Here is a 14,639-nt window from a genome sequence, read left to right as displayed (position 1 = left end):
GCCGGCCCCACCGTGACCGCTGTCCGAGGATCAGCTCGCGTCCTGCAGCACGCTCAGCGCGTACTTCAGGTCGTCGGGGTAGTCGCTGACGAAGCGGACCTCGTCGAGCGTGCGGGGATGCAGGAAGGACAGCTCACGGGCGTGCAGCCATTGACGGTTGAGCTTGAGTCGCGCGGCCAGCGTCGGGTCGGACCCGTACTGCGTGTCGCCCACGCACGGGTGCCGCAGCGCCGAGAAGTGCACCCGGATCTGGTGGGTGCGGCCGGTCTCGAGCTTCACGTCGACCAGGCTGGCCGAGCGGAACGCCTCGACCGTGTCGTAGTGGGTGACGCTCGGCTTGCCCGAGTTCATCACGGCGAACTTGTAGTCGGCGGTCGGGTGCCGGTCGATCGGCGCGTCGATGGTGCCGCGCAGCGGGTCGAGGTGGCCCTGCACGACGGCGTGGTAGCGCTTGTCGACCTCGCGCTCCTTGAAGGCCCGCTTGAGTGCGCTGTAGGCGACCTCGCTCTTGGCCACCACCATGATGCCGGTGGTGCCGACGTCGAGCCGGTGCACCACGCCCTGGCGCTCGGCGGCGCCGCTGGTGGCGACGTTCTGCCCCATCGCGGCCAGGCCGCCGATGACCGTCGGGCCGGTCCAGCCCGGGCTGGGGTGCGCGGCCACGCCGACCGGCTTGTCGATCACCACGATGTCGTCGTCGCTGTAGATCACTTGCAGGCCGTGCACCGGCTCGGCCACCACGACGGGCGCGCTCGCCGGCGTGGGCAGCGTGACCTCGAGCCAGGCGCCCGCGCTGACCTTGTCGGACTTGGGGCGCGGGAAGCCGTCGACCAGCGCGCCACCCGACTCGACCAGCGTCGCCGCGGCCGTGCGGGACAGCCCGAACAGCCGCGACACGGCCTGGTCGAGGCGCATGCCGTCGAGCCCGTCGGGCACCGGCAGGGAACGCTGCGAGCTCACTTCTGATCCTTCTTCTTCCGTACGGAGATCCGGCTGCCGTCCCGCTGCCGGCCGGTGAGCTCGAGCAGCACCGCGAGCACGACGCCCACACTGAGGCAGCTGTCCGCGATGTTGAAGACGGCGAAATACTCGGCGTACGGCCCGAAGAGGCTGATCATGTCGACCACGTGACCGTGGAACGGGCCGGGGGCCCGGAACAGCCGGTCTCCCAGGTTGCCCAGGGCGCCGCCGAGCACCAGGCCCAGCGCCAGCGCCCACGGCAGCGAGCGCAGCTTGGTCGCCATGTAGCCGATCCAGCCGATCACGACCAGGGTGATCACCGGGAAGACCCAGGTGTGGTCCTCACCGAAGCTGAAGGCCGCCCCGCTGTTGCGCAGCAGCGACAGATAGATCAGGCCACCGAGGACGCGGACCGGATTGCCCTCGTCCAGGTTTTCGGTGGAGAGCCACTTGACCCACTGGTCGAGGGCCACGGCGACCACGGCGGTGGCACCCAGCACGGCCACGGCACGGCCGCTGAACCGGGGTTTGGGCCCCGGCTCCGGCTCGTCCACCGCGGTCGCGCCCGGTGCCTCGTCGGCGTTCAGCGTCGTTCCTCCAGCTGCTTGCAGTGCACACAGAGAGTCGCGGACGGGAACGCCGCCAGTCGCTCGACCGGGATGGCGTTACCGCACCGCTCGCACCAACCGTAGTTGCCCTCGCTGAGCCGGTCGATGGCGCGCTCCACCTGTGTGATCCGCTCCAGCAGATTGTTGGCCAGAGTGATCTCCTGCTCACGCTCGAGCGTCTTGGTGCCGGTGTCGGCCTGGTCGTCGCCGGCCGAGTCGGCCAGGCGGTCCCGCTGCAGCTCGGTCAGCTCGGTGATCGACACGTCGTACTCGGTCTGCAGCTCGTCGCGCCGCTCGACCAGAGCGACCCGGATCGTCTCGGTCTCGGCGGCGCTGCGGGTCCGCTTGCCGGTGCTCTTGTCGGCGCTCGCCGCGGTCGACCTGGTGCCGGTTGCCTTCGCCATCGTCGCTCCCTCAGCCGCGCCCACGCGGCGATCCCGTTCTGTCTTCCGCCGATGGTTCCCCCGGCGGCCGGCTCACGCCTCGATCGCCGGGCGCCCGGCGGCGGAAACGTCGTCCCCCGGCCGGGCAACGCCGTAGATCTTCCCCCACCTGCCACAACGGCGCGGCCGAACGAGCAGCCGCGCACTCCGGTGGGTGGCAAGGATACGGAACGTATACCGCACCGACAACAGCCCGTACCGGATCATGCCCCCGAATCCCGGCAAATCTCCCCGAATATCCCGTCGGATACCCGTCGCTACCGAGCGGCGGGTTCCTCGCCGCCCTCCTCGCCGAACCAGCGGGCCAGCCGCCCCCGGCGGCTGACCGCGCGCAGGCGTCGCTCGGCCCGGTCGCGGGCCGCGGCGGTGGCCACGATCAGCAGGGCGTCGCCGGTGCGCAGGCGGGTGTCGGGGCCGGGTACGAATCCCGCGCCGTCCCGCACGACCAGCGTGACCGAGGCGCCGGTGGGCAGCCGCAACTCGTCGATGTGCACGCCGGCCAGCCGTGACCCCTCGGCCACGTCCATCTGCAGCAGGTCGGCGTTCATGCGCTCCAGCGGGGCGGTCTCGACATGCACCTCGGCCGCCTCCCCCGGTGCCGTCACCCCCAGCAGCCGGGCGGCCGGTCCGAGCGTGCTGGCCTGGAGCAACGTGAAGATGATGACCAGCACGAACACCGCGTCGAACAGACCCTCGGCCCCGGGCGTCCCGGCCGACAGCGGGATCGTCGCCAGCACGATCGGCACGGCGCCCCGCAGACCGGCCCAGGACAGGAACGCGCTTCCCCGCCAGCCCACCCGGTTGCCGGGCCGGCGCGGACCGCGGACGGGCCGGGCCAGCACGGCCGAGATCACCACCGACAGCGGACGGGCCAGCAGCACCAGCGCAACCCCGGCCACCAGCGCGGGCACCAGCGCCTCGTCCAGGCGGGTGGGCGAGGCCAGCAGGCCGAGCAGCACGAACAACCCGATCTGGGCGACCCAGGCCAGACCGTCGGCGAACCCGAGGATGGCCCGCCGGTGTGGGATGCGGCCGTTGCCGAGCACCACACCGGCCACATAGACGGCGAGGAACCCGGACGCGTGGGCCACCGCCCCCGCGGCGTACGCCAGGACGGTGAGACCCACCGCGGCGATCGGATAGAGGCCGGCCGACGGCAGAGCGGCGTTGCGCAGCAGCCAGCGACCGGCCGCCCCGACCGCGAAGCCGATCGCCGCGCCGGCCGCCAGCTCGTAGACGACGATGGCCAGCTCGTACCACCACGGGTGCATCTCGGCCAGATCCGCGCTGAGCAGCACGACCAGCAACACCACGGGCGCGTCGTTCATACCCGACTCGGCCTCGAGCGTGGCCACCAGCCGCGGCGGCAACCGCAGCCGCCGCAGCGTGGCGAAGACCGCGGCCGCGTCGGTCGACGACAGGACCGCGCCATAGAGCAGGGCCAACTGCCAGGGCAGGTCCAGGAGCAGATGTACGGCGAGACCGACCACCGCGATGCTGACCGCGACCCCGAGCGTGGCCAGCGAGCTCGCCAGGCCCAGGATCGGCCGCAGCGTGCTCCACCGCGCGGTCAGCCCGCCCTCGGCGATGATCACGATGAGCGCGCAGAAGCCGAGCGTGCGGGTCAGCTCCGCGTCGTCGAAGCGGATGCCCAGCCCGGCCTCGCCGATGAGGATCCCGATGGCCAGATAGACCAGCAGGCTGGGCAGTCCGACCTTGGTCGACACGCGCACCGCGGCCACCGCCACCAGCAGGACCGCGGAACCGATGAGCAGCGCGTAGTCCAGCCCGCCGGTCACGCCGGTGGTCTCATGCCGGACCGTCGCGCAACGCGGTCAGCCGCGCGGCGACCCCGGACCCGGGCGCGGCGACGGTGAACACCTTGTCGCGGCTCGTCGCGCCGAGCCGCAGCTCCACATCGCCCGCCCGCACGCCGAGCGCGCCGGCGAGCGCCCGGCGCACCGCCTCGGTCGCCTTGCCGTCGACGGCGGGCGCGCCCACGGCGACGATCAGCGCCGGGCCGTGCGGTCCCTCGTACCGTCCGCCGACCCGATCCCGCCCGGCGCCCGGTCGCACTCGCACGGGCACGGACAGGACACTCTCGTCAGGCGGAGGCACGCGGCGCTTGACCATGCCTCATTGTGCCGATCGATGCCCGGCGCCGGCAGGGCCCGGTGCCCAACAGCGCGCGTCGGCCCGCCGAACGATGCCCGGCCGCGGTGTCCGGCGACAGCCTGCGGCGGTGTCCGGCCGCGGTGTCCGGCGACAGCCTGCGGCGGTGTCCGGCCGCGGTGTCCGGCGACAGCCTGCGGCGGTGTCCGGCCGCGGTGTCCGGCGACAGCCTGCGGCGGTGTCCGGCCGCGACCTGCCGATCGGATCCGGCGCCCGGGAACTCAGCGCGACCTGCCGATCGGATCCGGCGCCCGGGAACTCAGCGGCGGCCCGCGGAACGATGCCGGGGCGGCCCGATGGTCAGCGGCGGGCCGCGGCGCCCACGAGGTGGTCGACCGGGCGGCACAGGCCGCAGGGGCTGAAGCCGAGCTCGACGGCCTCCCGCACCGGGATCGGCTCGGTCAGGCGGCCGGCCAGGCTCGGGCACTCGGCCAGGTGATAGCGCGGGCGGCCGTCGACGACCAGCACCTCGGCGTCCAGATGAGCCAGCCGGACCGCGTCGGCCGGCTGCACCGCCTGCGGCAGCGGCTCGTCGTCGGGGTCGTCGGCGGCGGGCTCGTCGAAATCCTCGTCGGCGGCCGACGGGGCAGCGGGGGTCTCGCGGTCCCAGGAGTCGTCCGGCGTGTCGCTGCGGGCCGCGTTGATGGTGGCCGAGGCGCGATCGCGATCCGGATCGTCGGCTCCAGGCCGCTCATCTGCGGACAAATCGCCGGCGGAGGCGCCGGCCTGATCGGCCAGGTCGGAGACGGGCCCGGACTGCGCCGAGGCAAAACCGGGATCGGTCGGGAGCGTGGCGGTCGCGAAGTCCGAGCCGGCCGACGGCGCGGCGGTCGCGAAGTCCGAGCCGGCCGAGGGCGCGGCGGTCGCGAAGTCCGAGCCGGCCGACGGCGTGCTGGTCGCGAAGTCCGAGCCGGCCGACGGCGTGGCGGTCGCGAAGTCCGAACCGGCCGAGGACGTGGCGGTCGCGAAATCGGGGCCGGCCGAGGGCTTGGCCGCGGCGACGTCGGCCGGGTCGAACTGGACCGTCTCCCGGAGATCGTCGTCGAAATCGTCCGCGGCGCGGCGGCGGGAGACCTCGTCGGCGGCGGCCGCGAATTCGGGCTCGGCCACGAAGACCGCGTTGTCGTCGGGATGCGGCGGCGGCGCGACGGGTGACCCACGACGCGCGGCGGCGGCCTGGCGAGCACCGACGACCAGGAACACGGCGGCCAGCAGACTGGCCACGATGGAGCTGATGAGCAGGCCGCTCGACCCGCCGGTGAGGCCCAGCACGAGCAGCGTCACCGCGACGAGGATGAGCAGCAGACTAGCAACGATCATGGCTCATCCTCGTCGAGGTACCGGAGGGGCTGTGGTCCGGGGGGATCCGGACTCAGCGGCCGGATTCGATGGCGTTGCGGCCGCCGTAGGAACCGGCGAGACCGGCCGCGGCGAGACCGCCGCTGCCACCGACGGCGCGCCCGGAGTCGGCCCGTGACATCTCGGCCTCGAGCCCCTGGCCCCGGCCGTCGAGATCACGCAGCTGGCTCTCGAGGTAAGCCTTCAAGCGGGTGCGGTACTCCCGCTCGAACTGCTTGAGTTCCTCGATGTGCTTCTGCAGCGCGGAGCGCTTGGCGTCGAGACCGCCCATGGCCTCCTGGTGACGCTGACGCGCGTCCCGCTCGAGGGCGTCGGCCTTGGCGCGAGCCTCGCGGGTGACCTCCTCCGCCTTGGAACGGGCGTCGGAGAGAAGCTTGTCGGCCTCGCGGCGGGCGTCGGCGACGTGGTCGTCGGCCGTGCGCTGGGCCATCATGAGCACCCGCAGGGCCTGCTGCTCGCCGTCGGCACCGGACCCAGCGGCGCCACCGCCGACCGGGCCCTGGGCACGAACCTGCTCGAGCTCGGCCTGCATCTGACGCGCGGCCTGCTCGGCCTGCGCCTTGTCACGCTGCACACGGTCAAGCTGAGCCTTGACCTCGTTGAGCTCGGCCGCGAGGCGCGGGTCGGCGCTCGGGCCGGCTGGTGCGCCACCCCGACCGCCGCGCTCCACCTGGGCGCGCAGCTCGTTGTTCTCCTCGATCAGACGGGCGAGCTCGCGCTCTACCTCATCAAGGAAAGCGTCGACCTCCTCCTCGTCATACCCCCGCTTGCCGATCGGGGGCTTCTTGAAGGCGACGTTATGAACGTCGGCCGGGGTCAGCGGCATCGAAACTCCTCGGGTCAGTCGCGGCCGCGGTTGGGGCTGCTGTTTAGCTGAAGTTCAGGATCAGTCTTTGAAGCACGAACCTCATGAGCACGAACAGGATAACCAGCAGCACGATGGAAGCCAGGTCCAAACTCACGTTACCAATGCGCAGCGGGGGGATCACACGCCTCAACGCCTTGAGGGGCGGATCAGTGACGCTCCACACCGTTTCGAGTCCCGCCGACGCCCCACGACCGGGTTGCCACCGACGCCCGTACTGGAGTACCGCACCCAGCACGAACCTGGCAAGTAGGACCAGGAAGAAGATGTAAACGACTAAATACAATATTTGGAACACGATCGAGAGCACTCGTGCGGATCCCCCATCTGGGTGGCGGGCGCGCGGGCCCCCGCCTCAGGCCTGACCGAAGAACCCACCCTCAGCGATCTTGGCTTTGTCCTCTGCGGTGACCTGGACATTCGCCGGTGAGAGCAGGAAAACCCGGTTGGTCACGCGCTCGATCGTACCGCGAAGACCGAAAGCCAGCCCGGCGGCGAAGTCGACCAGCCGGCGAGCGTCCCCTTCATCCATCTCAGTGAGATTGATGATGACCGGAACACCGTCGCGGAAGTGCTCCCCGATCGTGCGGGCCTCACGATAGGTCGTCGGGTGCAGCGTCGTGATCTGGTAGCGCTGCTCCTCCTCGACCGGTCGCGGGCGGGGCTCGGGCTGGTGCACGGCCTGCGGCGCGAGGGCCAGATTCTCCCGCGTGGAGTAGCTCAGAGCGGACGAGTTGTCACTCGCTGTGGACGGCCGGGTGATCGATCGGACACTGGCCCGCTCCGAACGCTCGGAACGTTCCACCCGATCGTGGTCGTCCACGTCGGCGTGCGATGACAGACGGTCCGATCCGCGACTGCGCTCCGTGCGCGCGCGGGGCACCGGACGCTCGTCCTCGAGCTCTTCCTCGTCGGCGAACTCGTCGTCGGAGTACCGGCTTCCCGAGTACCGGTTCCGAGGACGGTAGGGGCCCTCTTCGTATCCGTTGTCGTATCCGCGGTCGTCGTCCTCCTCGACGAGGCCCAGCCAGACGCCCGCCTTCCGAAGAGCGCTCATGCCTTCACCCCATCACGCCACCGCGCAAAGCTCCGACGAGCATTGCCCCGACCAGCCATGTGCCCCCACCTTCGTCCGCTGCGCGGAACGCACCCCCTCGGCGTACCGCATTCCCCCCTTGCACGGTCCCAAGGTCCGATGCGGACCCTCGTCCCGTGACGTGCCGCGCCGTAGACTCGAGCTCCGTCGCGGATGATCTTGAACCATGCCCGCATACGGTTGTCGCGTAAACAACACCCATGTAGTTTGCTGCCCGCCGCAAGGCTACCGCAGCGGGTTTCGCATTCCGAGCAAAGAAGTGCCGATCCGGACGTGTGTCGCGCCGTGCCGGATGGCGGCTTCGAGATCCCCGCTCATGCCCGCCGACACGGTCGTGGCGCCCGGATGAGCCTCGACCAATCGCTGCGACAAGCCGTTGAGCAGCTCGAACGCGCGATCGGGAGCCCAGTCGACCGGCGCCACGGCCATCACCCCGCCGAGCCGCAGGGTGTCGGCGGCCGCCACCGAGTCGGAAACCCGCCAGAGATCATCGCCGGTCACGCCGCCGCGTGCCGGGTCCCCGTCGATGCTCACCTGGATCAGGATCTCGAGGGGATCGGGCCGCTCGGCGGCGGCCCGGGCGAGCGCCTCGGCCAGCCGCACCGAGTCGACCGACTCGACCACATCCGCGTACCCGGCCACCGACCGCGCCTTGTTGCGCTGCAACTGACCGATGAAGTGCCACCGCGGACGCGCCCCGGCCGCGCCGGCCTCGGCCGCCTTGGGCGCCGCCTCCTGATCACGGTTCTCGCCGACGTCGGTGACGCCGAGCCCGGCGAGCAGCACGACGTCGCTCGCCGGGTACGTCTTGGTCACCGCGACGAGGGTGACCTCGCCCGCGGGCCGGCCGGCCGCGGCACAGGCGCGCTCGATCCGGCCGTGCACCTCACGCAGGGCGGCGGCCAGATCCGACCGCCGTCCCGCGTCGGTCACAACTGCCTCAGGAACCGTTCTTCAGGAAGTCGGGCACGTCGACGTCGTCGAAGAGCACCCGGCGCGGCGTCGGCGTGGTGGCCGGCGGCGGCGTGGCGGCGGCCGGGGCCGGGGCCGTGGTCGCCGGCGCCTGCGGGGTGGCCCGCTCGGCCGGCTGCTGGATCACCTTGCGGGCCGGCTCGGACGGCTTGTACGAGGGCGTGCCCCCGTCGAAGCCCGCCGCGATCACGGTGACCCGCACCTCGTCACCCAGCGCGTCGTCGATGACCGCGCCGAAGATGATGTTCGCATCCGGGTGGGCCGCGTCGGTGACCAGCTGAGCCGCGTCGTTGATCTCGAAGAGACCCAGGTCGGAGCCGCCGGCGATGGAGAGCAGGACGCCGCGGGCGCCGTCCATGCTCTGCTCGAGCAGCGGGCTCGAGATCGCCTTCTCGGCCGCCTCGACCGCGCGGTTGTCGCCCCGGGCGCTGCCGATGCCCATGAGGGCGCTGCCGGCGCCACTCATCACGCTCTTGACGTCGGCGAAGTCGAGGTTGATCAGACCGGGCGTGGTGATCAGGTCGGTGATGCCCTGCACGCCGGAGAGCAGCACCTGGTCGGCCTGACGGAACGCGTCCATCATGCTGATCCCGCGGTCGCCCAGCGCGAGCAGCCGGTCGTTCGGGATCACGATGAGCGTGTCGCACTGGTTGCGCAGCTCGTCGATGCCCGACTCGGCCTGCACCTGGCGACGCTTGCCCTCGAACGAGAACGGCCGGGTGACCACGCCGATGGTGAGCGCGCCGAGCTTACGGGCGATGTTGGCGACCACGGGCGCGCCACCGGTGCCGGTGCCGCCGCCCTCGCCGCACGTCACGAAGACCATGTCGGCGCCCTTGAGCACCTCTTCGATCTCGTCGCGGTGGTCCTCGGCGGCGTTCTTGCCGACCTCGGGCTGTGCGCCGGCGCCGAGGCCCCGGGTCAGCTCACGGCCGACATCGAGCTTGACGTCGGCGTCGCTCATCAGCAGCGCCTGCGCATCGGTGTTGATCGCGATGAACTCGACGCCCTTGAGCCCGACCTCGATCATGCGGTTCACGGCGTTCACGCCGCCGCCACCGATACCGACGACCTTGATGACCGCCAGGTAGTTGTGGGGAGGTGTCATGGGCTCAGCCTTCCCTTCCAGGGTTGTGGATGTCTTGTGGGCCCCGTGCGGTCCGGCCAGACCGCACCTTCGACACCCGCTGCCGGACAAGGGAGGGCGAGGAAACCCTCACCCTCTACTAGAGGCTTAGGGTTATGTCAACCACTCAGCCTCTCGTGGCAACGTAAGCGGAGTTCGGACCGCAACCAAAGACCCGGCACGGCGTGTCGGCGCCCGCTTGGGTGGCGAAAATCCGACTGAGCCGTAACCTCGGCCAACTTGGAGCGTTTCGGCCCCAATGTCCGCTTAGTGACAATGTTAGCGGATTGTGACGACCGAAGGGGCGCTGACGTCGATCTCCTTGCCGGCCTTCTTCAGCAGCGCGGTCGCGACCTGACTCTTGGTGTCGCTCTGGGTGTCGTCGCCCCACACCACGGTGCGGTCCTTGCGCAGCTCGAGGCGGATCTGCGCGGGCGTGGCGACCGACACCGCCAGCACCTGCTCGCGCAGATCCTCACTCAGCGCCGCCAGCACGGTCAGCGCCGACTTGGTGTTCACATCGGACGGCCCGGGCCAGTCCACCCGCACCAGAGGCAGGCCCTGCGGTGCCTCCTTGACCACGCGGTAGGGGACTCCGGCGCGATCGATCACCGAGAACTGCCCGTTCTGCGGCACGGCGGCCACCGGCGTGCGCTCGACGATCTCGACGACCAGGGTGGACGGCCAGCTGCGGCGCACCACCACCCGGTCGACCGGGGGCAGCTCACGCACCCGCGAGCGCACCGCGCCGAGGTCGACCCGGGCCAGCGGCTCACTGGCCGGCACCGCGACGGCCTGCTCGACCTGCACCGGCGTGAGCATCTGGACGCCGACCACCTCGACCTGGCGCACCCCCAGCACCGAGGTGCCGTAGACCAGCCAGGTCAGTCCGCCCAGCACGACCAGCACGCCGGCGGCAATCGCCCAGGGCAGTGCGGCACGCATCTTGCGCTGGCGGGCGCGGGCCATGAAGCGCCGCGCGGACGACGGCACCGCATCGGTGTCGGCCCGCACCAGCCTCCAGTTGCGCCCCCCGCTCATGTCCGGCCTAACGACGATCCGCGTCGTCGAGCGCGGCCAGCAGCTCGTCGCCCATCAGCGAGATCGGCGGCGCGCCCATGGTGACCACGACATCGCCCGGCCGGCTGCGCCGCACGACCTCGCCCGGCACGTCCTCCCAGTCGGGGACGAAGATCTTGCGGTCGGCGGGCAGGTCGACGGCGGCGGTCAGCGCCACCCCGCCCTCACCCGGCTGGCGCACCTCGCCCGGCCCGAAGACCTCCATGCAGATGACCTGGTCGGCCAGGCTCAGCCCGCGGGCCAGCTCGGCCTGCAGGTCACGGGTGCGATAGACGCGGTAGGGCTGGAAGACCACCAGGAGCCGCCCGTCGCCGGCCACCTCGCGCAGCGTCCGCAGCGCGGCCTCGACCGAGGTCGGGTGGTACGCGTACTCGTCGTAGACCCGCACGCCGGCCGCGATGCCCTTGCGCTCGAAGCGGCGCCGCACCCCGGGGAACGCCGCCATCGCCTCGACGATCTTGTCGAGCGGCAGGCCCAGGCGCAGCGCGGTCAGCACGGCGGCGGCGCTGTTGAGCCCCATGTGCTTGCCCGGCAGAGCCAGGTGCATCTCGCCCAGCGGCTTGCCGTCGAGCTCGGCCTCGTAGCGGACACCGCTGACGGTCGACACGACGTCGCTGATCCGCAGGGTCGCGGTGGGCGATTCGCCGTACGTGTAGACGGTCTTGCCCTGGGCGCGCAGCGCCTCGATCAGCCCCTGGGTGCCGGGGTCGTCGGCGCAGGTGACCACGAAGCCCTCGGGGTCGGTCAGCTCGGCGAACTGCTGGAAGCCGGCCTTGAGCCCGTCGAGGTCGCCCCAGTTGTTGAGGTGGTCCCCCTCGATGTTGGTGACGATCGCGACGTGCGGCCGGTAGATCAGGAACGACTTGTCGCTCTCGTCGGCCTCGGCCACGAAATGCGGGCCCGTGCCGTGGTGGCCGTTGGAGCCGGCCTCGCTGATCTCGCCGCCGATCACGAACGACGGGTCCTGCCCGGCGTGCTGCAGGATCACCGTCATGATCGAGGTCGTGGTGGTCTTGCCGTGCGTGCCGGCCACCGCGATCGCCTGGCGGCCGGTCATCGCCGCGGCCAGCGCCTCGGAGCGGTGCAGGACGCGCAGCCCGCGCCGGCGCGCCTCGGCCAGCTCGAGGTGGTCGAAGGGGATGGCGGTGGAATAGACCACCGTGTCGACGCCGTCGAGGTTCTCGGCGACGTGGGACATGTGCACCGTGCCGCCCAGCGCGCGCAGCCCGGCCAGCGCCGGCCACTCGCGCAGCTCACTGCCCGAGACCGGGACGCCCCGGGTGAGCAGCAGACGGGCCAGTCCGGCCATGCCGACCCCGCCGATGCCGATCAGGTGCACGTTGCCCAGGTCCTCGGCGGTCAGGTCGCCGGCCGGCCGCAGCTCCGCCGTGTTCACTCGTCCACTCCCTTGATCAGCACGCTCATCGGGCCTCGGCCACCGCTTCGAGAACGAACTCGAGCAGTGCTTCGTCACCGTCGCGACGACCGTACCGGGCGGCCGCCTGACCCATCACGCCGAGGCGCTGCCTGTCCCGCGCGAGCGGGATGATGTTCTGCTCGATCCACTCGCGAGTGAGCTCGTCGTTGTCGACCAGGATGCCGCCGCCCGCGTCGACCACCGGCTGCGCGTTGCGCCGCTGCTCCTGGTTGCTGAACGGGTAGGGCACATAGATCGCGGGCACGCCGAGCGCGGTGGTCTCGGCCACGGTGATCGCGCCGCCGCGGCAGAGCATGAGGTCGGCCGCGGCATAACCGAGCTGCATGTCCGACAGATAGGGCAGCACGACGTACGGCACCGGGAGGTCGGTCGGCACCTCGAACGGGTCGTTGCGGCCACCCTGGACGTGCAGCACCTGGATGCCGGCGTGGGTCAGGCGCTTGGCCGCCGCGGCCACGGCCAGGTTGACCGTCCGGGCGCCGGACGAGCCACCCGACACGAAGAGCACCGGCAGGTCGGGGCGCAGGCCGAAGTGGTGAAGCGCCTGCGGCCGCAGCGCGGCCCGGTCGAGCCGGGTGAGCGACGTGCGCAGCGGGACGCCGACCACCCGGGCGTCCTTGAGCGACTCGGCCAGCTGCGGCTGCTGCGGGAAGCCGACGGCGACGTTCTTGGTGAACTTCATGCCCATCCGGTTGGCGACACCCGGCGGCACGTTGACCTCGTGGATGACGATGGGCGTCTCGCGCCGCCACGCCGCCAGATAGGCCGGCACCGACACGTAGCCACCGAAGCCGACCACCACGTCGGCCTGGACCTCGTCGAGGATCTTGCCGGCCGCGTGCGACGACTTCCACATCCGGTCGGGCGTGCGGATCAGGTTCAGGTTGATCGACCGCGGCAGCTGGAAGGCGGGGATCACCCGCAGGTCGTAGCCGGTCGGCGGGATCAGCTCGTTCTCCATGCCCTGGGGGCTGCCCAGCGCGGTGATCCGCACCTCGGGAAAGCGCCTTTTCACCGCGTCGGCGAAGGCCAGCAGCGGATAGATGTGACCGCCGGTGCCTCCCCCGGCGAGCACGACCGACCGCAGCATCCCCATCACCGTCTCCCCTCAGCCCCCGCACCAGTTCTGCTCCGAGCCGGAGCCGGACCCGGCCGCCGCGACGGGGGAAGCGGCGGCAGCGGGGCCCAGACTAGCCGTACCCACCGAGCGGGCGGACGCGCGTTCAGGGCGAGTGACGCCTGCGGTTCGGCCCGGGCGAACGAGGCCAGCATGCCGACCGCCGCCATGGTCACCACGAGCGCGCTGCCACCTGCGGAGATGAACGGCAGCGGGAGGCCGGTGATGGGCAGCATGCCGGTCACGCCACCGATGTTGATCACGGCCTGGGCGACCAGCCAGGTGGTGATCGCGGCGGCGGCCAGCCGGCGGAAGGGGTCCTGCGAGCGGCGGGCGATCCGGAAGCCGGTGTAGGCCAGCACCGAGAACAGCGCCAGGATCAACGCGCAGCCGACCACGCCCAGCTCCTCGGCGACCACGGCGTAGATGAAGTCGTTGTCGGCCTGGGGCAGCCAGTTCCACTTGAGGGCGCCCTTGCCCAGCCCGACCCCGAACCAGCCACCCTCGAAGATCGCCGAGCGGGCCTGGATCAGCTGATAGCAGGGCCCGTCCAGGTCGCACGACTCGATCGGCTGCAGGAAGTTGGTGAGCCGGGCGAGCCGGTAGTTCTCCTCGCCGGCCTGGCCCGAGCCGGCACCGCCGGACGCGGCCGCGATCAGCAGGCTGATGCCGGCCAGGCCGAGCACGCCGAGCGCGGCGAAGACCCGCAGCCGGACGCCGGCCGCCCACAACAGGCCGACGATGAGCGCCAGCAGCACCAGCATGCTGCCCAGGTCGTTATAGCCGACCAGCACGAACAGCAGGCCGACGACGGGGAACAGCGGGCGGGAGAGCTCACGCCAGTGGCCCAGCGCGGGACCCTTGCGGGCGATCACGGCGGCGCCCCACAGCACCATGCCCAGCTTGGCGAACTCGGCCGGCTGGAGACCGATCGGGCCGAAGTAGAGCCAGAGCAGCTCGGCGTGGACCGGGCCGATCCGCGGCTTGCTGAGCAGGCCGACCGAGTTGAGCGCGCCCAGCAGGTCGAGGATGCAGAGCATCGCGATGGCCGCACCGAGCACGAACTTGCCGAGATCGCGCAGTGTGCGCGCCGGCAGCCGCTGGCACACCCAGAAGGCGACCAAGCCGAGCAGCGCGAACACGGCCTGGTTGGCGATCGCGCTGAAGGCGTTCCCGTTCTCGGCGTACGCCTTCACGCTGGTCGCCGAGAAGACCATGGTGAGGCCGATCAGCAGCAGCAGGCCGGAGCTGGCGAGCAGCAGATAATACGAGGAGAGCGGCCGCGCCAGCATTCCGTGCACCGCCGGCAGCAGCTGCCGGCTCAGTGACGGGCGTGGTGCTGTCTGCTGAGCCCGGTCTTCCACCATTCACTCATCTTCGTCCCGTCGACACGCCAGGCCACG

The 14,639-nt window shown here is 71.4% G+C and carries 14 protein-coding genes and 1 pseudogene; all 15 read right to left on the bottom strand.

The window, feature by feature from the left end; all coding sequences use genetic code 11:
* Nucleotides 1-30 precede the first annotated feature (30 nt).
* Nucleotides 31-915 (bottom strand): RluA family pseudouridine synthase, encoded by an 885-nt coding sequence (locus NAG42_RS12995; RefSeq protein ID WP_250030877.1) that lies wholly within the window; start codon nucleotides 913-915, stop codon nucleotides 31-33.
* 41 nt (nucleotides 916-956) lie between these two features.
* Nucleotides 957-1,514, bottom strand: coding sequence for a signal peptidase II (gene lspA, locus NAG42_RS12990; RefSeq protein ID WP_250030486.1), 558 nt, complete (start codon nucleotides 1,512-1,514; stop codon nucleotides 957-959).
* Between the two features lie 29 nt (nucleotides 1,515-1,543).
* Nucleotides 1,544-1,972 (bottom strand): TraR/DksA family transcriptional regulator, encoded by a 429-nt coding sequence (locus NAG42_RS12985; protein ID WP_250030485.1) that lies wholly within the window; start codon nucleotides 1,970-1,972, stop codon nucleotides 1,544-1,546.
* A gap of 296 nt (nucleotides 1,973-2,268) precedes the next feature.
* Nucleotides 2,269-3,810, bottom strand: a complete 1,542-nt coding sequence (locus NAG42_RS12980; protein ID WP_250030484.1) for a potassium/proton antiporter — start codon at nucleotides 3,808-3,810, stop codon at nucleotides 2,269-2,271.
* Nucleotides 3,811-3,820: 10 nt separating this feature from the next.
* Nucleotides 3,821-4,144, bottom strand: a complete 324-nt coding sequence (locus NAG42_RS12975; RefSeq protein WP_250030483.1) for a DUF167 domain-containing protein — start codon at nucleotides 4,142-4,144, stop codon at nucleotides 3,821-3,823.
* 1,179 nt (nucleotides 4,145-5,323) lie between these two features.
* Nucleotides 5,324-5,503: pseudogene (locus NAG42_RS45495) on the bottom strand (hypothetical protein); the annotation flags it as partial.
* A gap of 52 nt (nucleotides 5,504-5,555) precedes the next feature.
* Nucleotides 5,556-6,368 (bottom strand): DivIVA domain-containing protein, encoded by an 813-nt coding sequence (locus NAG42_RS12965; RefSeq protein WP_249997845.1) that lies wholly within the window; start codon nucleotides 6,366-6,368, stop codon nucleotides 5,556-5,558.
* Nucleotides 6,369-6,411: 43 nt separating this feature from the next.
* Complete coding sequence (locus tag NAG42_RS12960; RefSeq protein WP_221376109.1) at nucleotides 6,412-6,717, bottom strand: YggT family protein; 306 nt, start codon at nucleotides 6,715-6,717, stop codon at nucleotides 6,412-6,414.
* Nucleotides 6,718-6,762: 45 nt separating this feature from the next.
* The gene (locus NAG42_RS12955; RefSeq protein WP_250030482.1) at nucleotides 6,763-7,464 is read right to left on the bottom strand and encodes a cell division protein SepF; all 702 of its coding nucleotides are present in this window, start codon (nucleotides 7,462-7,464) and stop codon (nucleotides 6,763-6,765) included.
* A 264-nt stretch (nucleotides 7,465-7,728) separates the two neighbouring features.
* Nucleotides 7,729-8,436 carry a YggS family pyridoxal phosphate-dependent enzyme gene (locus NAG42_RS12950; RefSeq protein ID WP_250030481.1) on the bottom strand — a complete coding sequence of 236 codons (708 nt, stop codon included), beginning with the start codon at nucleotides 8,434-8,436 and terminating at the stop codon, nucleotides 7,729-7,731.
* 7 nt (nucleotides 8,437-8,443) lie between these two features.
* Entirely contained in the window at nucleotides 8,444-9,583 is a 1,140-nt protein-coding gene (gene ftsZ, locus NAG42_RS12945) for a cell division protein FtsZ (RefSeq protein ID WP_250030480.1), read from the bottom strand.
* A gap of 297 nt (nucleotides 9,584-9,880) precedes the next feature.
* Nucleotides 9,881-10,642, bottom strand: coding sequence for a cell division protein FtsQ/DivIB (locus NAG42_RS12940; RefSeq protein WP_250030479.1), 762 nt, complete (start codon nucleotides 10,640-10,642; stop codon nucleotides 9,881-9,883).
* 7 nt (nucleotides 10,643-10,649) lie between these two features.
* Nucleotides 10,650-12,077: a UDP-N-acetylmuramate--L-alanine ligase gene (gene murC / locus NAG42_RS12935; RefSeq protein WP_250030478.1), complete on the bottom strand. Its 1,428-nt coding sequence runs from the start codon at nucleotides 12,075-12,077 to the stop codon at nucleotides 10,650-10,652.
* A gap of 25 nt (nucleotides 12,078-12,102) precedes the next feature.
* The gene (murG, locus tag NAG42_RS12930) at nucleotides 12,103-13,215 is read right to left on the bottom strand and encodes an undecaprenyldiphospho-muramoylpentapeptide beta-N-acetylglucosaminyltransferase (RefSeq protein WP_250030477.1); all 1,113 of its coding nucleotides are present in this window, start codon (nucleotides 13,213-13,215) and stop codon (nucleotides 12,103-12,105) included.
* Nucleotides 13,215-14,603 (bottom strand): FtsW/RodA/SpoVE family cell cycle protein, encoded by a 1,389-nt coding sequence (locus NAG42_RS12925; RefSeq protein WP_250030476.1) that lies wholly within the window; start codon nucleotides 14,601-14,603, stop codon nucleotides 13,215-13,217. Before NAG42_RS12925 ends, murG begins: the two co-directional genes overlap by 1 nt.
* Between the last annotated feature and the right edge of the window lie 36 nt (nucleotides 14,604-14,639).

It is taken from the genome of Paractinoplanes maris, from assembly GCF_023544465.1.
Taxonomy (GTDB): Bacteria; Actinomycetota; Actinomycetes; order Mycobacteriales; family Micromonosporaceae; genus Actinoplanes; species Actinoplanes maris.
The sequence above is the reverse complement of the archived record's forward strand: the minus strand, read 5'-3'. Positions and strand labels throughout refer to the sequence as shown.